Source organism: Affinundibacterium seohonense, from assembly GCF_014284305.1.
GTDB classification, from domain to species: Bacteria; Pseudomonadota; Gammaproteobacteria; order Burkholderiales; family Burkholderiaceae_D; genus Undibacterium; species Undibacterium seohonense.
Map to the genome: position 1 here is coordinate 24,655 of NZ_JACOFW010000032.1, position 20,284 is coordinate 44,938.

Genomic DNA, 20,284 nt, shown 5'->3' on the forward strand with positions numbered 1-20,284 from the left:
GCCATATTCTTGGATATTCATGCAGAAATTGGAAGTTGAATATGGCTGAATATCGATGAATATGATGATATCCACATCAATTTTGAATTCGCAGACAAAAAAAGGGAGGCGATTTGCCTCCCTTCTTTAACCGATCACATCGAATGTAAATTAGGGCAAAGTACACATGCAATGCGCCATCACCATATAGCTACGATTCTCTTTTCTTAAATCGGCCAACCACGCCAGATCCTTAATCATCTCTGTCGCTGCGGCTGGTGGAATACCACTTGGTGCAACGGCGACTTTAAATTGATCATTGATTGCTCGCGCCGCAGCCTTTGCCGCGCCATCTTCGAACATGCTAAAGAAACGGTCAAATTTAGACGGCTCACGTTCAATATAAGTAACACGATAGTCGCTACCCAATTTAGCTAGCGTCGCTGCTGATTTCAAAGCATCTTTAAAACTACCGACACGATCAACCAAGCCGCGCTCTTTCGCTTGTTCACCGGTCCAAACTCGCCCCTGCGCAACTTCATCAATTTTTTGTGGTGTCGTTTTGCGCGCTGCCGCTGCTTTTGTCGTAAATTCAGAATAAATGTTATTAATGCCTAACTGAATCACTTCACCAAACTTTGGATTCATCGGACGCAAAGGATTAAAGGAGTCACTCATCCAAGTGGTGGTCGTGCCAGCGGTATGCACGCCAATTTTATCCATCACTTTATCTGCGGTTGGGAAGATCGCAAATACACCAATCGATCCAGTAATTGTCGCGGCATCAGCAATAACTTCATCCGAAGACATCGAAATCCAATAGCCACCTGATGCGGCAACGTTACCCATCGATATCACGACTGGCTTACCAGCTTTACGGGTCAACTCTAATTCTTGACGTATCAATTCAGAACCAAATGCACTGCCGCCGGGTGAATCAACGCGAACTACTACGGCTTTCACCTGATCATCCTCACGCGCTTTGCGTACCAGATTTGCAGTAGACAAACCACCAATGGCGCCAGGTGAAGCATTGCCCTCGCTGATTTCACCTTCAGCCACAATCACCGCAATATTCGGACCGAATCCAAAATGACTTTGCATCTGCAAATAATCATCAAAATTAATTTGCTTAAAGCTTTTGGTTTGCGCATCTTTGGCGCCCATACCCAGCATCATTTGGCGCAAATCATCACGTGACTTTAAGCCGTCTATCAATTTCGCATTAACAGCAAATTGTGCCACGCTGCCGTTGGCGGCTTTCAACATGTCAGGCAAATTATTAATGCTGTTCATCACCGTACCCGCAGGCAATTTACGCGCCTGCTCTACCCCATCCGTATACAACTTCCACATCGCGTTGTATAAAAATGCATCTGCTTCTGAGGAAGCTGGTGAAGGCCCGTTCGCAATGTAGGGCTCGGCAAAACTCTTAAAAGTCCCCACTTTTAAGACATTAACGGTGATGCCAATTTTATCCAAAGCGTCTTTGTAATAATTGCGGTAGCCACCAAAACCACTGAGCATCACATTACCCATAGGATGCATATACACTTCATTCGCATGTGAGGCTAAATAGTATTGACGCTGATCAAAACTCGAACCCCAAGCGATCACTTTTTTGCCGCTGGCTTTGAAACGCTCGATGCCACCAGCAACTTCTCTCAACATTGCCAAGCCAGCACCCTGCATACCATCCAACATCAAAACCGCGCTGGTAATTTTCGGATCTCTACTGGCTGCATCCAACACCGTTAAGATATCGCGCAACTGGGTAGAGCGTTTATTTTCCCCCTGCACTTCGGCTAAGAAGGCATCGCTAGCGCTACCGGCGTGTTGTTCAACAATTTGTCCTTTGAAATTCAAAATTAACGCTGTTCTATCGTCAATTTTGACTTTATCCGATGAAAACATCGCATTGAGCAAAAAGATGACCAACAACAAAAAAATCAAATTAATCAAAAAGCGTCGGCTTGCATCTACCGCATTCCAAAACCATTTAATACCTTGTCCGATTGCGCGGAAGGGCGAGAAAGCCATAATAACTCCTGATAAATAACAACACTTTGATAATCTTTAGCAGGGATCGGATTAATAACACCCCGTCCATGCTCTAGCTTTGAATTAATCCACCAAACTTTGACAGCAAATGCCTTCATTTTATCCATACTCAAGGGATATTCTAAAGTAAGTTCGCGGTTCGACCTTTAACAAGGTCAATAATTATAAAAATAAAAACGAAATTCTAACGAATCACGACTGCTTTAGCGCGACCAAATCGAAAACCAGAAATACGGTTAAAATCACAAGCGCAAAAATTCAAACCAACTTATCACCAACAAGAGAACAATATGAAAACCAAAGCCGCGATCGCCTGGGAAGCCGGAAAACCCCTGACAATTGAAGAAGTGGATTTACAGGGTCCACAAGCAGGCGAAGTCTTGGTCGAAATCAAAGCGACGGGGATTTGCCACACTGATTACTACACTTTATCGGGCGCTGATCCTGAAGGTATTTTCCCAGCGATTCTTGGACATGAAGGCGCAGGCATCGTGGTTGATGTTGGTCCTGGCGTGAAGAGCCTGAAAAAAGATGACCACGTCATTCCGCTTTACACCCCTGAATGTCGTGAGTGCAAATTCTGTCTCTCACAAAAAACCAATCTGTGCCAAGCAATTCGTAGTACTCAAGGACGCGGCTTGATGCCCGATGCGACTAGTCGTTTTTCTATCGACGGCAAACCGATTTTCCATTACATGGGAACATCCACTTTTTCCAATTACATCGTGGTTCCAGAGATCGCACTGGCAAAGATTCGTGAAGATGCGCCGTTTGATAAAGTTTGCTACATCGGTTGTGGCGTGACGACGGGCGTGGGCGCTGTCTTGTTCACAGCAAAAGTGGAAGCTGGTGCTAATGTCGTGGTATTTGGTTTAGGCGGTATTGGATTAAACGTGATTCAAGCAGCACGCATGGTCGGTGCAAATAAGATCATCGGGGTTGATATCAATCCAGCACGTGAGAGCATGGCACGCAAATTTGGTATGACACATTTTGTCAATCCGAAAGATGTTGCCAATGTCGTTGATGCCATCATCGGCTTGACCGATGGCGGTGCCGATTACAGTTTTGAATGCATAGGCAACACCACGACCATGCGCCAATCCCTAGAGTGCTGTCACAAAGGCTGGGGTCAATCCATCATCATCGGCGTCGCTGCTGCTGGTCAAGAAATCAGCACGCGTCCATTCCAATTAGTCACAGGCCGCGTCTGGAAAGGTTCCGCATTCGGCGGCGCACGTGGTCGTACCGATGTACCGAAAATCGTTGACTGGTACATGGAAGGCAAATTGAATATCGATGATTTAATTACGCACAAATTGCCTTTGGAAAGAATTAATGAAGGCTTTGATTTGATGAAGAGTGGAGAATCGATACGCTCTGTCGTAGAGTTTTAAGCATCATCCCATCACACATTAAATGTATTAAAAAACTATCAGCTTCGATTGTTTATCAGGAAAAGCGAAGCTGATAGTAGTTAATTATCACTAAAAGCTAGCAGTTCGCTTCATTCTGCCCACGCAAAAATAAGAAGCCGCTAGGTCAGCATGTTAAAATGCGCGGTTAATTTCTACTACAGAACTCCCGCAATGACCGATATCACCAGCACTCCAGAAAGCAACGACGAGCTAGACAGCGTTGCCATTAAAAAAGTCTCTACCGACCTGATCCGCAAAGAAGTTGCGCGTCGTCGTACTTTTGGCATTATTTCCCATCCGGATGCGGGTAAAACCACGCTCACCGAAAAACTCTTGATGTTCTCGGGCGCGATTCAGTTAGCAGGTACGGTCAAAGCACGTAAGAGTGGTCGCCATGCGACGTCTGACTGGATGGAAATTGAAAAGCAACGCGGTATCTCGGTCGCGTCCTCCGTCATGCAGTTCGAATACCGCGATCACGTGGTCAATTTGCTTGACACACCGGGTCACCAAGACTTTTCCGAAGATACTTATCGCGTATTGACCGCGGTCGACTCTGCATTGATGGTGATTGATGCGGCTAAAGGTGTGGAAGAACAAACGATCAAGCTGTTGAACGTTTGCCGCATGCGCAATACGCCGATTATCAGCTTCGTCAACAAAATGGACCGTGAAACCCGCGATCCTTTGGAATTGTTGGATGAGTTGGAATCGGTCTTAAAGATTGATTGCTCGCCTGTCACTTGGCCTATCGGCATGGGTAAGACTTTCCGTGGTGTGTATCACATCTTAAAAGACGAGATCATGTTGTTCACGCCTGGTAGTGAACGCGCTGACCAAGAATTTGAAGTCGTCAAAGGTATCGACAATCCACGCCTTGCAGAATTGTTCCCACTCGAAATCGAGCAGTTAAAAATGGAAGTCGAATTGGTGCATGGCGCGTCGCATCCTTTCGATTTAGAAGCGGTGTTAGCCGGCACACAAACACCGGTATTTTTCGGTTCGGCAATTAACAACTTCGGTGTACGTGAAATCTTGAACGCCCTACTCGATTGGGCGCCAGCACCACGCGAACGCAATGCCACTATTCGTACAGTAGAACCAACGGAAGAACCCTTCTCGGGTTTCGTCTTCAAGATTCAAGCGAATATGGACCCAGCGCATCGCGACCGTATCGCCTTCTTACGCGTCTGCTCTGGTCGCTTTGAACGCGGCATGAAACTCAAGCATTTGCGCATCAATCGCGACATCAAAGTTTCGTCTGTTGTCACCTTTATGGCGTCTTCTCGCGAACAAGTAGAGGAAGCTTACGCAGGCGACATCATCGGCTTACCAAATCACGGCAATATGCAAATTGGTGACAGTTTTTCCGAAGGCGAATTATTGCAATTCACTGGCATCCCTTACTTCGCACCCGACTTCTTCCGCATTGCCCGCATTTTGAATCCACTCAAAACCAAGCAGTTACAAAAAGGTTTGCAGCAACTAGGTGAAGAAGGCGCGGTACAGGTTTTTAAGCCGATCGTCAGCAGTGATTTGATCCTTGGTGCGGTTGGTGTTTTGCAGTTTGAGGTCGTCGCTAGTCGTTTGAAGAATGAATATGGTGTGGATGCCGTATTCGAAGGTACCAGCATCAGTAGTGCACGTTGGATCACTTGTGAAGACAAAAAAATGCTGGCCGATTTTGAACGCTCTAGCGCAGGTGCTAACGTGGCTTATGATGCGGCTGGCAATATGGCCTACCTTGCCAGTTCGGGTGTGAATTTACGTTTGACGCAAGAACGTTGGCCCGACGTGGTGTTCCATGCGACACGGGAACATGCTGCCAAACTAGACTAATCGCCCTAGCAGCAAAATAAAAAAGCCGTAATAGCGATCGCTGTTGCGGCTTTTTTGCTTTACATCAGTTCAATTATGCTATATCTAAGCGCATACGCTCAAACCGTATCGCCACGCCATCAGGCAAGGTATCTGACACATCCTCGACCTTTTCAAAGCCCAAGACCTGATAAAACGGCACGCCAGGCAACGTCGCCATTAATTCTAAGCGCGTGAATCCTTGCGTTAATGCCGCCTGTTTGCAGGCTTCAAAAATGGCACGACCAACCCCTTGGCGTGCCGCAGTAGGCGCAATAAAGAACGCTCGAATTCTCGCCGCATCCTTTGCAGGATCTAAAAATTCATCAGCCCCCACTGGCCTTTGATCACCACCATACAGCGTACGGCGACGACTCCAACCGCCACAGCCCGCCAATTTACCATCTAGGGTCGCAGTAAAATAACTTCCATCTTTCACCAAAGCGGTATCGACACCAAAAACATAGCGAATCGCTGATTCTGCCTCTTGATCTGTATAAAATCCCTTACTCAATTGACGTGCAGATTCAACAATCAAATCATTTAAAATCGGTACCTCTTCGAGTGTACTCAATCGCACGTCCAAATTCTGTGTTCGCTGCAGTGTCATAACGATTTACTCCAATCTTCAACGGGATGCTAAAGTTTTTATGGTCAGGTGTATTTTCTACCACACACAATTTAATATATAACAATAACACCGAATGCAAGCACCTATAACATGCCAAATGCGACATAATTAAGCGAATTTCCCTTACTAATGAAAAGCACAACGCGCGATAGTCAAGGATGGTAACCGCTCAGATATGCTCGTCATGTCTACACTAAGGTGACCAGATTAAACTAGTTCAAAACCGATAGGTAAATAGAATACGTTGAGGACACTTCACAAAGACCAGATAGGCTCAGGAACAAAAATCAAGGCTGCAACACCCATCTTCAAAATAAGAAAATGAAACGATACATTCGCTTACTTACGATCTCGTTATTGATCGGCTCGTTGATGCCCGCCTCGGCTTCAAAGTTACAAGATACGACTGTGCGGCCGCAAACAACCATCCTAATTGGTGGACAAATTTCACAATCAAAAAAGGCTCTCACTCTCAACAAGACGACAGCGAGCTTTATCGACTATCTAGAGAAGGAACTCAACACCAAATTCACGCTTAAGCAATATCCATGGCTCAGGGCGATGGATGCAGCCGAACGTGGTGAAGGGATGATTTTTGGGATTTACAAAAACAAAGAACGAGAACAGAAATTCATTTTTTCCGAGCCAATTTTCGCCGATACGATTTGGCTGGTAACACTCTGCGACAAGCAATTTCGATTCAATAATATTTCAGATTTACAAGGAAAAACAATAGGTCTACAGCCTGGCTCTAGCGGAGGCGCGGACTTTGATCGAGGCATCCATTCCGTTTTTAAGCCAGAATATACGACAACCGACCTGACGGGTAGCTTTTTGCGTCTATATCAGGAGCGCATGGATGCCTTCATTTTTTACGAAGATTATCCCCGTGGAATTGAGTTTGCTCTTGCTCGTTTCAACAGGCAGTATGCAGTCAAAGGAACAGAGCAGTCACAACCGATTTTTTGCAAAATTGAACAGCCGGTAACAAAAATCGACAACTATTTTGCCATCGGTCGCAAGGCAGATCCGAGCATGATACAAAAAATTAATCAGGTCCTACTGCGGGCAAAGAAAAATGGGGATCTAGACAAGATTTTCAAGCGATATTAGCAAGCCGAGAAAATAGCAAAACTCTACTAGCCGATCTTAGACAGCGATATTGAAGAGTGCAAAAAAACGCGGCAGCGAAATTTCAACTCGCTGCCGCTAACTCTTGCTCTGAATGTGCGGTTAGCCTTGTGTAAAAGCTAGACCACCATCCACCACATCCACCACGATCACATCCTTAGGCCCAAATTTGCCTTGCAACATTAGCTTAGACAAAGGATTTTCTATCTCTTGCTGAATCGCACGTTTTAAAGGACGAGCGCCATACACAGGATCGAAACCAGCCTCTGCGATTTTCAACAGAGCAGCATCGGTGACTTGCAAGCCCATGTCCATTTGCGCCAAGCGTTTATTCAAAGTTTCCAACTGTATCTTGGCGATAGCCCCGATATTTTTCGCATCGAGCGCATGGAAGACCACAATCTCATCGATACGATTGATAAACTCAGGACGGAAATGTGATTTCACTTCACCCATCACCGCCATTTTAATCACACTAGGATCACTGCCTTCCATCGCTTGAATCTGATGCGAACCCAAGTTCGAAGTCATGACAATGACGGTATTTTTAAAGTCCACCGTGCGTCCTTGACCGTCAGTCATACGACCGTCGTCCAAGACTTGCAATAAGACATTAAACACATCGTGATGCGCCTTCTCTACTTCATCGAGCAAGATCACGCTGTATGGCTTGCGACGCACGGCTTCGGTCAAATAGCCACCTTCTTCGTAGCCGACATATCCCGGCGGTGCACCAATTAAGCGAGCGACGGAATGCTTCTCCATAAACTCACTCATATCGATACGAATCAATGACTCTTCGGTATCGAACATAAAATTCGCCAAGGCTTTGCACAATTCAGTTTTACCCACGCCGGTTGGCCCCAAAAACAAGAAAGAGCCATACGGACGTCCGGGATCACCCAGTCCTGCACGTGAACGACGAATCGCATCGGATACGGCCGTAATCGCTTCATGCTGACCGACCACGCGTTTGTGTAAAGCATCTTCCATTGCCAACAATTTTTCGCGCTCACCTTGCATCATGCGAGAGACTGGAATGCCAGTTGCGCGGGAGACGATCTCAGCGATTTCTTCAGCGCCAACCTGCGTACGCAACAATCTTGGTTTGCCGCCTGTTTCCGCATTTTTCGCCGCTTGTAGATCCGCTGATTTCAGTTGCGCTTCCAGCTCAGGCATACGCCCATATTGGAGTTCCGACATCGCTTGCCAATCGCCTTTACGTTTGGCATCTTCCATTTGCAGACGAACTTTTTCTATTTCTTCTTTAATGTGTGTACTGCCTTGAACCATCGCTTTTTCAGCTTTCCACACTTCTTCCAAATCAGCATATTCACGCGAAAGTTTTTTGATCTCTTCTTCAATTAAAACCAGACGCTTTTTAGAGCTGTCGTCTTTTTCACGTTTGACCGCTTCTTTCTCAATCTTTAATTGAATCAGACGGCGATCCAATTTATCCATCACCTCTGGTTTAGAATCAATTTCAATCTTGATTTTTGCCGCTGCTTCATCGATCAAGTCGATGGCTTTATCGGGCAAGAATCGATCAGTAATATAGCGATGTGAAAGTTCCGCTGCCGCCACGATCGCTGGATCAGTGATATCGACCCCATGATGAACTTCATACTTTTCCTGCAAACCGCGCAAGATCGCAATGGTTGCTTCGACGCTAGGTTCATCGACGATAATCTTTTGGAAGCGACGTTCGAGTGCCGCGTCTTTTTCTATGTACTTGCGATATTCATCCAAGGTCGTGGCACCGACGCAATGCAACTCGCCACGCGCCAAGGCTGGCTTTAACATATTGCCCGCATCCATTGCGCCTTCGGCTTTACCCGCGCCGACCATGGTGTGCAACTCATCAATGAAGACGATAGTTTGGCCTTCATCCATCGCGATTTCTTTGAGTACGGATTTCAAGCGCTCTTCAAATTCACCACGGAATTTTGCGCCTGCCAGTAACGCTGCCATATCGAGTGAAAGGACTCGTTTTGACTTCAAACTGTCCGGCACTTCGCCATTCACAATACGCTGCGCCAAGCCTTCGACGATCGCGGTTTTACCGACACCTGGCTCACCGATCAACACCGGATTATTTTTACTGCGACGTTGCAAGACTTGAATCGCACGACGAATTTCATCGTCACGTCCAATCACAGGATCTAGCTTGCCGAGTCGTGCACGTTCTGTCAGGTCTAAAGTATATTTTTTTAAGGCTTCGCGTTGACCTTCTGCCTCGGGAGAGTCGACATTCGCACCACCACGTACACCTTTAATTGCGGCTTCTAAAGCACTGCGCGTCAAACCATTTTCACGTGCCAGTTTGCCTGCTTCCGATTTATCATCGACGAGGGCCAGCAAGACCATTTCGCTAGCTAAAAACTGATCACCACGTTTTTGTGATTCTTTGTCCGCGAGGTTTAACAAACCCATCAACTCGCGCCCAATTTGTACTTGGCCATCAGTTCCCGTGACTTTAGCGATGCGATCCAAGGCTGCCTTAAGGCTATTTAACAGACCATTGATATTAACGCCTGCACGTTGCAATAATGAACGTGCCCCGCCGTCATCTTGATTGATCAGAGCAAGTAAGACGTGCACTGGCTCTATATATTGGTTATCATTACCCACTGCCTGACTCTGTGCATCTGCCAAAGCTTCTTGCAATTTTGTCGTTAATTTATCCAAGCGCATAATGCCTCCTAAAACGGATACGATGATTGATTGCCTGATAGATTAGGTGGTACAGACGGTTTTCAAGAACTGATTCAACAAAATTTCCATGCGCTTTGCGCTACATCAATAACTTATGCATCTCGAACAACTTAATCTAACTTATCACCTCGCTGAAGATCGTATTTTGCTCAGAATTGGTTTTTCTGTGAAAGATGCCGAACAAGAAAAGCAGCAAATCCAAATTTTTATCACCCGTCGCATGTTGCAAAGACTGTGGCCAATATTGATGGAAGCGATTGCTTCCCATATGCGTCTGAATCGTCCAGAAACCGCCTTTGCCAGCGACGAATTAGTCAATTACGAACATCAAAAAGCGGTCGATGCCATCAAAGAGAGCGGCAATTTCGGCAAGTCATTTGAGTCCGATAAACGTAAACCTCTTCACGGCGCGCAACCGCTACTTTTAGAGACAATTAAGTTTCACCTCAAGGCCAATGCGCCGCTATGGATGCAGTTCATCACACACAAAGGTGAGATGGTAGATTTAAAATTAGAAACAGGCCTACTGCACGGTTTTTGCAAATTACTGATCGATGCCGAGAAAGCTTCTGAATGGGGATTAGATATCAGCTTGCCAAAGATTGAAGAAATTAGCGTGCCTGCACATTTATTAAATTAAAAAATCTGTGCGGCGACATGATCGAAGAGTCAAAAAAACCCATCGTTCAAGATGGGTTTTTTTATTGGCATTTCTAGAATTAAAGAAACGATAAACCAAAGTAAATCGCCAATTCATCAAGATCAAATACGCGCCTTAATCAATTTACCAATTTTTTCGATTCCTTCGTTAATACGTTCTGGCGACACCGTCACAAAACTTAGACGGAAAGTATTGGTCTCCGCTTCGTTTGCATAGAATGGCCCGCCTGGGACAAACGCCACATTTTGAGCAATCGCCGCATCCAATAATTCTTTGCTATGAATATGCTTAGGCAAAGTCACCCAAATGAACATCCCGCCGATCGGACGCGTCCAGCTCACACCTTCTGGGAAATGCGTCTTCATCGCCGCCAACATCACATCACATTGCGCGGAATAGAAACGACGGATGCTTGGAATATGCTCGTCGAGGAATCCATCCTTGATCACTTCGTACACCGCCATTTGCGTCAATGTCGACGTATGTAAATCCGTGGCTTGCTTGGCTTGTTCCAATTTACGAATCAAGGGCACTGGCGCGACCATGTAGCCAAGACGAATACCTGGCGTCAAGATTTTTGAAAAAGAACCGAGATAGATCACGCCATTTGGGTTCATATTCAAGAGTTTAGGCAAAGGTTCGCCGCTGTAGCACAAATCACCGTAAGGATTGTCTTCAATCAGCGGAATTCCCATGCGGGCGCAGATTTCCACCAACTCTTGACGGCGTTCAACCGACAATGTACGACCTGTTGGATTTTGGAAATTTGGTAAAGCGTAAAATAATTTAGCGCCCTCACCTTTCGCTGCAACCGAGGCAGGAACCACGCCATCGTCATCCATTTCTATCGATACAAACTCAGGACGATAGACTGAGAAGGCTTGCAAAGCACCGAGGTAACTTGGTGTTTCCACCAAAATTTTGCTACCTTCATCGACCAACACTTTAGCGATCAAATCCAAGCCTTGCTGCGAACCCGATACCATCATGATTTGATCGGCGGTGATGGTGCAATCGGCTGTCGATAAAGACTTAGCGATAAACTCACGCAAAGGTGCGTAGCCATCAGTCGTACCATATTGCAAGGCTGTCTTGCCATTTTCTGCCAACACTTTGTCGAAGGCGGCGCGCATACGATCAACTGGGAAGGTTTCTGGTGAGGGCAAACCGCCCGCAAAAGAAATCACTTCAGGACGCATGGTCACTTTGAGAATTTCACGGATAGCGGAACTTTGTAACTGTTCTGCGCGTTCGGAAAATTTCCAATCTATTGGTTTTAAATTTGGCAGGCTCATCTGGTTCACTTCATAAAATAGACAACAAACTGGTGCAAGCATTTATGACAAAAAATCTTGTACGCAAAAAATTTCCGTTTCAAGTCAAAATCGACTTTGCGAAACAGAAAGGATTTCCTTCGAAATTATGCGATTTCCGCAATCATTTCGATTTCAACACAAGCGCCCAAAGGAATCTGCGCCACACCAAAAGCGGAGCGTGCATGCTTGCCTTGTTCGCCAAAAATCTCACCGATCAATTCAGAAGCACCATTGGTCACCAAATGTTGTTCCGTAAATTCGGAAGTTGAATTGACCAAGCTCATCAGTTTCACGATGCGTTTCACGCGATTTAAATCACCACCGCAAGCGTCTTGCAAAGTGGCCAGCAAATCAATCGCGATCGCGCGTGCTGCGTCTTTGCCTTCAGCCGTTTCCATATTCTTACCTAACTGACCAACCCAGACCTTGCCATCTTTTTTGGCAATGTGGCCAGACAAAAACACCGTATTTCCAGTTTGTGCATGCATAACATAAGCTGCTGCTGGCGCCGCGACGGCTGGTAATTCGATATTCAGGGCTTTTAACTTTTCATAAACTGACATATGGATTCCTATAAAGATTTCCGCCGGTTTGGCGGTCATTGGACAATGTGAAATTAAGAGAAAATAAGGACAGCCGACATTGTAATGGGCAAGCAGCGCCTCAACCAACTTGGAATTCAAAAACAACTCAAATACTGGGAATGAACAGGTATTTTTGATATAAAAAGGGAGGAAACTACAAGTTTTAAACAAAATTAGTAACAAATTAAAAGCAATTTTGTGCCTCTGACATACCACCAAAAACCACTGTCTACGCATCTGACCAGCTAAGCTTTATGCTATGCTACCCGCAAAAACCAATACAGTACCAATACAATTACAGAAATAGATTTCACACTGTCACGGCAATCTAACCAATACAGAAAAGATAGCATCACATGCGTTCAACCTCCAAACTCACGATAGGCAATGTCGTCTCACGCGACTCTGGTGGCTCTTTGGTCGAACAAATTGTTCGATCTGTAGCTTGCCGAATTGACGACAAGCTCCTGCGAACCGGATCTCGCATGCCCTCGATCAGACAATTTGCTGATGAACAAAAAGTATCACGCTTCACTGTCGTTGAGGCCTATGATCGCTTGGTTGCGAACGGGTATCTGGAGTCGCGCCGCGGATCAGGTTTTTTTGTACGCGAACGCGCCTCTTTGATCAACGCCCCTAGTTCCCACACACAAGAAATACCTAGCTCGCAACAACCCGATGTGGTTTGGCTGGTGCGCAATATGTTGCGCCAATTGCCGCAACAAAAAATGCCTGGCTCTGGTCTACTGCCACATGAATGGTTAGATGGGGAATTAGTTGCCAATGGTCTGCGTGCGGTAAGTCGTTTGAATCAAAGCCTGCTCCTGCACTACGGCACCCAACAAGGATTTTTGCCTTTCCGTCAGCAGCTACAATTAAAGTTAGCAGAGCTAGAAATCGCTGCTGCGCCCGAACAAATTGTGACCACGAATGGCGTGACACAGGCGCTAGATTTGGTCGCGCGTGAATTCACCCGACCGGGCGACACTATTTTTGTTGACGATCCGGCTTGGTTTTTAATGTTCGGGACCTTCGCTACCTTAGGGACAAAAGTGATCGGCATTCCACGCCTCCACGACGGCCCCGATGTGGCAAAGTTAGCGGAGCTAGCCGCACTGCATAAGCCCAAGCTCTACATCATTCATTCGGTCTTACACAATCCAACGTCGACCTCGCTGTCGGCGGCGAAAGCTTTTCAGGTTTTAAAAACTGCAGAGCAGCATGATTTCATGATTGTGGAAGACGATATTTACTGTGATATGCACCCGGGTTCTGCGGTACAAGCAGCGACTCGACTTTCGTCATTAGACCAACTCAACCGCGTAATTTATCTGGGCGGCTTTTCCAAAACCTTGGCAGCCAATTTGCGTGTCGGCTTTATCGCCACTTCACGCGAAACGGCGATACGACTGTCTGACCGCAAAATGTTATCGAGTTTAACGACCAATGAAATTAGCGAGCGCGTGGTACACAAAATCCTATCCGAAGGTCACTATCGCAAGCATGTCGATCGTATCCGCAGCAAACTCGATAGCGCCCGCGATGAAGTCACCGCACGGGTAGAAAAGATAGGAATGAAAGTGGAATATCGTACCCCAGCTGGCATGTTTTTGTGGGTCGATACCGGCACAGACACCATCGAGTTAACAGAGAGAGCATTCGAAAAAGGTTTTCTATTGGCTCCCGGAAGTTTGTTTTCACCACATCAGCTTCCTTCGACTCATATGCGTCTGAATGTCGCGGCCATGTCCGATTCTAGTGTTTGGGATTTTTTAATACGAGAATTAAACTAAGGTGAACAACAATTTCCATGCGAACCCGTTCAAACTGGCGTCTAGCGTTTGCACTTAAATCGGAAAGATACCGATTCCAATTTCCTGAACGAACCTCAACTTTAGCCAGGAAATAAAACGAAACTGGAAAATATCTCAGTTTAAGCAAACACTAACGACTGATTTTGCGTTTCTGACTCATCAAGTAATGTGTTTTGAACACGTTTTAAATCGTCCTCCGCCCGTCTCAGCATGTTTTCTACATTATCGCCTTCTTGCAACGTAGTGACGCCAACTCTAGTGCTGATTTTGATTTCTCGACCCGATACTGCAACCGGCATCGCTGCAATTGTGTATTGTGCTCTGGCCGCGATTTTCGTGGCAACTTCTGCGAAGGCCTCTGGCAACAACACGACAAATTCTTCTGTTCCAAAACGAGCCAAACAATCATAGTTGCGCGTCGCACGTTGCATGCGTTTACTCACCTCGACTAACACCATATCAGCAGTACCGGCACCAAATTGCATATTAATTTGCTTCAAATCTTCTATATCAAACATCAGGACCGACATCGTTTTACCAAGCCGTTTATGTCGCTGCAATTCATTTTCCATATTGCGTAAAAACTCACGCCGATTGGCAAGTCCCGTTAGTGGATCGGTGATTTCTTTGCGCTGCAATTCAAATTCAGCACTCAACAATTTCAAGCGAAATTTTTGCAGATAGGCGGCCACGGTTTGTCCCGTATAGGTACTCAAAATCAACACCACAAATAAGGTCGCTTGGTGTACAAAGGAAGGAAAAATTTTAGTCAAACAAAGTGCGGTCATGGCAAACCAATAGGCATAGACTAAACCTAGCAGGTTTGCCGCGCGAATAGGAAGAACGATAGAGGCGACCATACAAATCCAGACATCAATAACAAAATGTCCGAGATAAGTCAGTGGCGACAGAAAGTCGCTAATTATTTGCACTGACAGTACCAAGATTGCCCAATAGAACAAATATTGTTCTAAGTTAGCCGACGCCAACCGTCGTTGACTAGCTCGTAAAATCCACCAAGCAGAAACAAACGCGACAGAGCGAAGACACGCCAAAACAACAAAGCTTTGCCCCATCCCCAGCAATAAAAAATCAATGTACAGTAGTGGCAAACTCAAACCCATCACAAAGCGCAATACGCGGTGTGCCTGCGCCCTGTCATTTTTTTGATATTGCGCTCGAAATTCGGCTTCTGTCACATCGGGATAAGTTGCATGCATAAATCCCCCGGTTCTTTTATGTTTTATCGTTTTATCTCTGACTACAAAGGCTTGCTCTCAAGCATGAATCCAGTGTAGCGATTTGACAGATAAATTCAATCAAATTGGCGCAAACCCATCAAATTTACGCAACACATGCACAAGCTCAAATGCCCATCTAAATAAAAAGTTATGACAATTTATCCGCTGTCATATGGCTATAAGTCAATTTAAGCGATAATAACGAGCTTGTCACTGTGAATGAACTATCACATGGCATTATTTAGTACCAAATCCATCACTAACTCAATTAAGTTTATTAACAAATGGCTATGCAACTCTACGACAACTGGGAACGCTCCCTACGACCTTTCTCTCCTATTCATCAAGATTGGGTCGGCTTGTATTGTTGCGGTCCAACCGTGTATGACTTCGCCCACATCGGCAATCTGCGTACCTATCTGTTTGAAGATATCTTGCGCCGCGCCTTAGAGCTCAACGGTTACAACGTGCGCCATGTAGTCAACATTACCGACGTTGGCCATCTCGTCTCCGATGGCGACGACGGCGAAGACAAGATGGAAAAAGGCTCGCGCCGCACTGGTCAAACGGCTTGGGAAATCGCCGAAAAATACACGGTCGCCTTCAAAGAAGATGTGCAACGCTTAAACATCTTAGAACCAAAAATCTGGTGCAAAGCGACCGACCATATTGTCGAACAAATTGATTTCATCAGCGTCATCGAAGAAAAAGGCTATACCTATCGCACCTCCGATGGCATTTATTTCGACACCTCGAAACAAGACGACTACGGCTATCTCGCTCGCCTCAATCGCGACGGCTTAGAAGCGGGCAAACGCGTTGAGATCGGCGAAAAGAAAAACCCAACCGACTTCGCGCTTTGGAAATTCAGTCCAGAAGGCAGCACGCGTCAAATGGAATGGGACAGTCCATGGGGTCGTGGTTTCCCAGGTTGGCATATCGAATGCTCAGCGATGTCTGCTAAATATTTGGAACCTTGGTTTGATATTCACTGCGGCGGCGAAGACCATATCGCGATTCACCACAGTAACGAGATCGCACAAAACCAAGCTTGCCACGGCACACGTTTAGCGAACTTCTGGATGCATGGCTATTTCTTGCAAATCGACGCAGGCAAGATGTCCAAATCCAGTGGCGACTTTTTGCGCTTGCAAACACTGATCGATGACAACATCGACCCACTCGCCTACCGTTGGTTATGCCTGTCTGCCCACTATCGCAGCCAACTCAACTTTAGTTGGGAGTCTTTAAAGGCTTCACAAACAGGCTTGAATCGCCTACGCGAAACTTACTTCAACTTGCCTGCTGGCGGCAGCATCAACCAAGACTACGCGGACCGTTTCAAGGCTGAAGTCGATCAGGATTTGAATCTGCCGAAGGCGATTGCGGTCATGTGGGAAATGTTGAAATCGAATGTCAGCGACGCCGACAAGAAAACGACCCTCGACTATTTCGATCAAATGTTGGGTTTGAACTTGAAAGCTTGGGAACCGAAGAAAACCGAAATCCCTGCGCATATTTTGGAACTCGTCGAAGAGCGTAAGATCGCGCGTCAAAACAAAGTTTGGGCAGAGTCGGATCGTTTGCGTGATGCGATTAAGGCAGCTGGGTTTGAAGTGGAGGATACGCCTGCTGGGATGGTGGTGAAGGTGGCGGGATAGAAAAGCAATAACGAGGTTGAAGAGCGCAAAGAAATTCGAATTCTTTGCGCTTTTTTAAACAAAAAAATGCGTTTCTAAGAATGTCGACGCATCACCAAAACCGCAAAATACCCCAGCAAAGGTCCTGCCCCAAAGCCAATTAAAGGCATGGGCGTCGAACCTAGGTAGGCACAGATCATGATCACGATGTAGTACAGCGCAATCGGCATCAATTCATGTTCGTTGCGTTTGATACCGACATAAAACAAGCCAATCGGAATTAGTGCTACGCTCAATACAGCTGCTAGCATCGCGAAGATTCCCGCACTCCCCGCTAGCTGAATCACGCCCTCGACATAAGGCACTGGCTGCAGCGGGTCTGGTTGCTGCCAGCACCAAAAGCATAACAATCCCAAAACGACACTGATCGCCACTTTCAACGCCAAGCCGCCAGCTCGATGCCACACAATGAACAGCGCCGCGAACGCGAAACTGATCAATTGCGAGAAGTCGGGTTGAAATGTCAGTAGTACTGAAAACACTAACATTAGAACCACATTGGCGTTTGCAGAAAACTGTAAGCGCCAATGGAGTCTGACGAGCACAAGCAAGGCTAAAGGTAGAACGGCAGCTGAAAAATACAAACGTAGTCCGCCGAGCTTTAGCCAGCGACTTGGATTTCCTACTTCGAAAGATGCGAAACACGCCGCCAAGCCAAACAACATCATTGCGAGCATCAACACCGAATTGCGGATTTGCTGTGGTATCGACGACCCCGTTTCGGCGTCTTGATTTCGACGCATTTTGTCCATCCATAGTACGAAGGCGATGCCTATCAAGGCCACAACAATCTGCTGCACTTGTAATGCCTGCCCTGCACCAGCCAGTCTCATCAGTAAAAGACTACCGATGAGACTGGGCAATGCAAATAGAATCAACAACCAACTTGTGCGCATCAACTTTCTCCTCAAATTTTTGCGGATTAAAACAAAATTCTATTTACCCAAGGTACGTGAACGAAGAGATCGCATCGCTGGCGTGCTGACCCAGCGTTCCAACACTGCACCTAACAACAAACAAGCCACGACCACAGGCACATATACGACGAACGTCCAGCGCATATTTCCACCGAAATAAGCACGATATGCAGTGCAGACGCTTAAGACAATAAACATATGGGTTAAGTAAATTTCATAGCTGAGACGTCCCATGTTCGCCAACCATTGCCAGCCCCAACGTGATCGTGGTGTTAGGCGCTGCGCGGCAAACACCAATAGGCAAGCAGACAGGCACAAAATCAGCATGCTGTATCCATGAATCACTTTCCAGATTTCGCTGCCGAAGAAATAAATCGCGATTAACCCCATACCGCCCAAGACGGCAATCGTTCGTGCAAACTGTTCGCTGGTTTTCCAGACTTGCGCCAAAAGCGCCGTCAATACGCCGAAAGCAATAGCCGACATGCCTGGCAAGTGGGCTTTCTCTTTCCAAATTTCATTGCCGATGATGGCTTCCCGAGTCCAAGGTAAAGAGAATGCCAAGATCAACAAAGCTGCCACCAACCAACGTCGAGACAAAACAGTACAGAACATCGGAAACGCGAGGTAAAAAACTTCTTCGATCGACAAAGACCACAAGACATCCCAAGCGGCTGGCAACCAAGTTGTTTGACCTTCATACCAATTCAGATGCAAGCCTAAAGCAGACAACAAAGCACGCCATAAAGTTTGGCCTTTTTCTTGGACCACGTAGCCGTCAACGCCAAACAAATGCATGAGGCTCAATACGACGAGTAAAAGTGCGAGCAGTGGAAAGATACGGCTAAAACGTTGACGGTAGAATTGACGCCAGTTAATCGCACTGAGTTCACCATAAGTTTGTAAGCATCGCTGTGTAATCAGAAAACCAGACAAGACGAAGAACAGGAAGACTGATTCATAGCCATTAAAGCTAATGCCATTGATGATGCGCTTACTCAAAAATTCACCCGCTAAGCTGGGTTGTAAAGGCAAACGAAAACTCATCGCGAGGTGATGAATGACGACGAACAAAATAGAAAACCCGCGTAGCAGGTCGATACCAAAATTCCGTTGGCTTAAGCTAAGGTTCGTTGAAATTGCGTCTTGAGGCGGATGCATGAGGCGTAGTAAGCGTGGGCGAATCCGCATCCTACACAAAGCGGGAGGATAAACCAAGCACCGGCTATTTGCTGCCGACTACGCCCACAGATTTATCGTAAAGTGGTTGGTTCTTTTCGACGATATGAACAGTGAACAAGGTCAACGAGGTATCACCAACAACCTTGAAGCCGCCATGTGGCACCATCCGTAAATTCATCAGGCTAGCACCCGTAGTGAGACTAAGCGGCTCTTTTCCTGGCACTTGAATCTGAGCGCCCTGCACCACATACAAGGCTTCGATACCGTGATGAAGATGTAAATCGATACCCTCACCGGGCTTATATTCTGCGACGGACGATATTACTTCCATGCCGGTAGAAATGCCATTAGGTCCTAGCAGCTCAACTCGTTGTTTTTCTTGGCGCTGCGGAGAATCGTTCAAGGCTTGCGCAAGTAGAGTTCCGCCGCTGCCAATCGCGACCAAACAAGTTGCCATCAACGCTTGCCGTATATTAAGTCTTGCCATGAAGTCCCCCCAGCAGATCTCACTAAAATATGTCACTAAAAGCGCGAACCATCTTCTTTCAGAAACTCCATTTCTTCCGCTGTTGATTCTCGTCCCAGTATGGCATTACGATGCGGATAGCGACCAAAACGATCAATGATGCGCTTATGCTTTAACTCGAATTCATAATTACCTTGGGGCGCGTGCTCATGAAACAGCTTCTCAGCATATACGTGGATAGCTCGAGATTCGCTATGCATGAATGGCATGTAGAGAAAATTTCTTTCGATAGCCGTTAAACCTTGATCTGCCTGCGCTCGGATCGCTTCTTGTGCCAACGCTAAGGCCATGGCATCTTGCGCAAATGCTTGCGGCGTATTGCGATACACATTGCGTGAAAACTGATCGAGGACGATGATTTCTGCGAGCCGACCATGGTCATCAGAACGCCACTGATAAAGCTCGCCTGCGGCGGCCTGTAGCATTGTAAACCTCCCTTAATCAGTGCCAGGTATTACTAGAGTTTTGAGGTTGGTGAAACAACCGGAATTCAACAGGGGTCATCCCGTTGAGTGAATCATGTGGGCATTGCTCGTTGTAATCGTTCATCC

The 20,284-nt window shown here is 46.4% G+C and carries 16 protein-coding genes; 6 read left to right on the top strand and 10 right to left on the bottom strand.

From position 1 onward, the window contains the following. Window positions 1-150: 150 nt before the first annotated feature. A complete protein-coding gene (sppA, locus tag H8K52_RS18810; RefSeq protein WP_186924453.1) occupies window positions 151-2,019 on the bottom strand; it encodes a signal peptide peptidase SppA in 1,869 nt (622 codons plus the stop codon). A 311-nt stretch (window positions 2,020-2,330) separates the two neighbouring features. Here sppA and H8K52_RS18815 point away from each other — a divergent pair, with 311 nt between their 5' ends. Continuing rightward, window positions 2,331-3,437: an S-(hydroxymethyl)glutathione dehydrogenase/class III alcohol dehydrogenase gene (locus H8K52_RS18815; RefSeq protein WP_186924454.1), complete on the top strand. Its 1,107-nt coding sequence runs from the start codon at window positions 2,331-2,333 to the stop codon at window positions 3,435-3,437. 192 nt (window positions 3,438-3,629) lie between these two features. Continuing rightward, window positions 3,630-5,297, top strand: a complete 1,668-nt coding sequence (locus H8K52_RS18820; protein WP_186924455.1) for a peptide chain release factor 3 — start codon at window positions 3,630-3,632, stop codon at window positions 5,295-5,297. Between the two features lie 73 nt (window positions 5,298-5,370). On the opposite strand, the gene H8K52_RS18825 is transcribed toward H8K52_RS18820, so the two are convergent. Further along, window positions 5,371-5,925 carry a GNAT family N-acetyltransferase gene (locus tag H8K52_RS18825; RefSeq protein ID WP_186924456.1) on the bottom strand — a complete coding sequence of 185 codons (555 nt, stop codon included), beginning with the start codon at window positions 5,923-5,925 and terminating at the stop codon, window positions 5,371-5,373. Between the two features lie 393 nt (window positions 5,926-6,318). Between H8K52_RS18825 and H8K52_RS18830 the strand changes: the two genes are divergently transcribed. Further along, window positions 6,319-7,059: a substrate-binding periplasmic protein gene (locus tag H8K52_RS18830; RefSeq protein ID WP_281387988.1), complete on the top strand. Its 741-nt coding sequence runs from the start codon at window positions 6,319-6,321 to the stop codon at window positions 7,057-7,059. 120 nt (window positions 7,060-7,179) lie between these two features. On the opposite strand, the gene clpB is transcribed toward H8K52_RS18830, so the two are convergent. Continuing rightward, window positions 7,180-9,771 (bottom strand): ATP-dependent chaperone ClpB, encoded by a 2,592-nt coding sequence (gene clpB, locus H8K52_RS18835; protein WP_186924458.1) that lies wholly within the window; start codon window positions 9,769-9,771, stop codon window positions 7,180-7,182. Window positions 9,772-9,886: 115 nt separating this feature from the next. On the opposite strand from clpB, the gene H8K52_RS18840 reads away from it, so the two are divergent. Next, the gene (locus H8K52_RS18840) at window positions 9,887-10,432 is read left to right on the top strand and encodes a hypothetical protein (RefSeq protein WP_186924459.1); all 546 of its coding nucleotides are present in this window, start codon (window positions 9,887-9,889) and stop codon (window positions 10,430-10,432) included. 122 nt (window positions 10,433-10,554) lie between these two features. Here the strand turns inward: H8K52_RS18840 and H8K52_RS18845 are convergent, their stop codons facing one another. Next, window positions 10,555-11,748, bottom strand: coding sequence for an aminotransferase-like domain-containing protein (locus H8K52_RS18845; RefSeq protein ID WP_186924460.1), 1,194 nt, complete (start codon window positions 11,746-11,748; stop codon window positions 10,555-10,557). A 125-nt stretch (window positions 11,749-11,873) separates the two neighbouring features. Next, window positions 11,874-12,332, bottom strand: a complete 459-nt coding sequence (locus H8K52_RS18850; RefSeq protein ID WP_186924461.1) for a RidA family protein — start codon at window positions 12,330-12,332, stop codon at window positions 11,874-11,876. Between the two features lie 377 nt (window positions 12,333-12,709). Here H8K52_RS18850 and H8K52_RS18855 point away from each other — a divergent pair, with 377 nt between their 5' ends. Beyond that, entirely contained in the window at window positions 12,710-14,146 is a 1,437-nt protein-coding gene (locus H8K52_RS18855) for an aminotransferase-like domain-containing protein (protein WP_186924462.1), read from the top strand. Window positions 14,147-14,286: 140 nt separating this feature from the next. On the opposite strand, the gene H8K52_RS18860 is transcribed toward H8K52_RS18855, so the two are convergent. Continuing rightward, window positions 14,287-15,387: a GGDEF domain-containing protein gene (locus H8K52_RS18860; protein ID WP_186924463.1), complete on the bottom strand. Its 1,101-nt coding sequence runs from the start codon at window positions 15,385-15,387 to the stop codon at window positions 14,287-14,289. Window positions 15,388-15,692: 305 nt separating this feature from the next. Between H8K52_RS18860 and cysS the strand changes: the two genes are divergently transcribed. Beyond that, window positions 15,693-17,069, top strand: coding sequence for a cysteine--tRNA ligase (cysS, locus tag H8K52_RS18865; protein ID WP_186924464.1), 1,377 nt, complete (start codon window positions 15,693-15,695; stop codon window positions 17,067-17,069). A gap of 74 nt (window positions 17,070-17,143) precedes the next feature. Here cysS and H8K52_RS18870 read toward each other — a convergent pair whose 3' ends face one another. Genes H8K52_RS18870 through H8K52_RS18885 form a run of 4 tightly spaced genes read right to left on the bottom strand, consistent with a single transcriptional unit; the run spans window position 17,144 to window position 20,158 of the window. Then, window positions 17,144-18,004 carry a hypothetical protein gene (locus H8K52_RS18870; RefSeq protein ID WP_186924465.1) on the bottom strand — a complete coding sequence of 287 codons (861 nt, stop codon included), beginning with the start codon at window positions 18,002-18,004 and terminating at the stop codon, window positions 17,144-17,146. Between the two features lie 39 nt (window positions 18,005-18,043). Next, window positions 18,044-19,216, bottom strand: a complete 1,173-nt coding sequence (locus H8K52_RS18875; RefSeq protein ID WP_222613845.1) for an acyltransferase family protein — start codon at window positions 19,214-19,216, stop codon at window positions 18,044-18,046. Window positions 19,217-19,250: 34 nt separating this feature from the next. Continuing rightward, the gene (locus tag H8K52_RS18880) at window positions 19,251-19,694 is read right to left on the bottom strand and encodes a cupin domain-containing protein (protein WP_222613846.1); all 444 of its coding nucleotides are present in this window, start codon (window positions 19,692-19,694) and stop codon (window positions 19,251-19,253) included. Between the two features lie 35 nt (window positions 19,695-19,729). Beyond that, the gene (locus tag H8K52_RS18885) at window positions 19,730-20,158 is read right to left on the bottom strand and encodes a DUF924 family protein (protein ID WP_186924467.1); all 429 of its coding nucleotides are present in this window, start codon (window positions 20,156-20,158) and stop codon (window positions 19,730-19,732) included. Between the last annotated feature and the right edge of the window lie 126 nt (window positions 20,159-20,284).

Coding starts and splice junctions, on each gene's coding strand:
- H8K52_RS18860 (WP_186924463.1), bottom strand. CDS start 15,387: ATGCATGCAACTTATCCCGATGTGACAGAAGCCGAATTTCGAGCGCAA.
- H8K52_RS18825 (WP_186924456.1), bottom strand. CDS start 5,925: ATGACACTGCAGCGAACACAGAATTTGGACGTGCGATTGAGTACACTC.
- sppA (WP_186924453.1), bottom strand. CDS start 2,019: ATGGCTTTCTCGCCCTTCCGCGCAATCGGACAAGGTATTAAATGGTTT.
- clpB (WP_186924458.1), bottom strand. CDS start 9,771: ATGCGCTTGGATAAATTAACGACAAAATTGCAAGAAGCTTTGGCAGAT.
- H8K52_RS18870 (WP_186924465.1), bottom strand. CDS start 18,004: ATGCGCACAAGTTGGTTGTTGATTCTATTTGCATTGCCCAGTCTCATC.
- H8K52_RS18820 (WP_186924455.1), top strand. CDS start 3,630: ATGACCGATATCACCAGCACTCCAGAAAGCAACGACGAGCTAGACAGC.
- H8K52_RS18880 (WP_222613846.1), bottom strand. CDS start 19,694: ATGGCAAGACTTAATATACGGCAAGCGTTGATGGCAACTTGTTTGGTC.
- H8K52_RS18875 (WP_222613845.1), bottom strand. CDS start 19,216: ATGCGGATTCGCCCACGCTTACTACGCCTCATGCATCCGCCTCAAGAC.
- H8K52_RS18885 (WP_186924467.1), bottom strand. CDS start 20,158: ATGCTACAGGCCGCCGCAGGCGAGCTTTATCAGTGGCGTTCTGATGAC.
- H8K52_RS18840 (WP_186924459.1), top strand. CDS start 9,887: ATGCATCTCGAACAACTTAATCTAACTTATCACCTCGCTGAAGATCGT.
- H8K52_RS18850 (WP_186924461.1), bottom strand. CDS start 12,332: ATGTCAGTTTATGAAAAGTTAAAAGCCCTGAATATCGAATTACCAGCC.
- H8K52_RS18815 (WP_186924454.1), top strand. CDS start 2,331: ATGAAAACCAAAGCCGCGATCGCCTGGGAAGCCGGAAAACCCCTGACA.
- H8K52_RS18845 (WP_186924460.1), bottom strand. CDS start 11,748: ATGAGCCTGCCAAATTTAAAACCAATAGATTGGAAATTTTCCGAACGC.
- H8K52_RS18855 (WP_186924462.1), top strand. CDS start 12,710: ATGCGTTCAACCTCCAAACTCACGATAGGCAATGTCGTCTCACGCGAC.
- H8K52_RS18830 (WP_281387988.1), top strand. CDS start 6,319: ATGCCCGCCTCGGCTTCAAAGTTACAAGATACGACTGTGCGGCCGCAA.
- cysS (WP_186924464.1), top strand. CDS start 15,693: ATGGCTATGCAACTCTACGACAACTGGGAACGCTCCCTACGACCTTTC.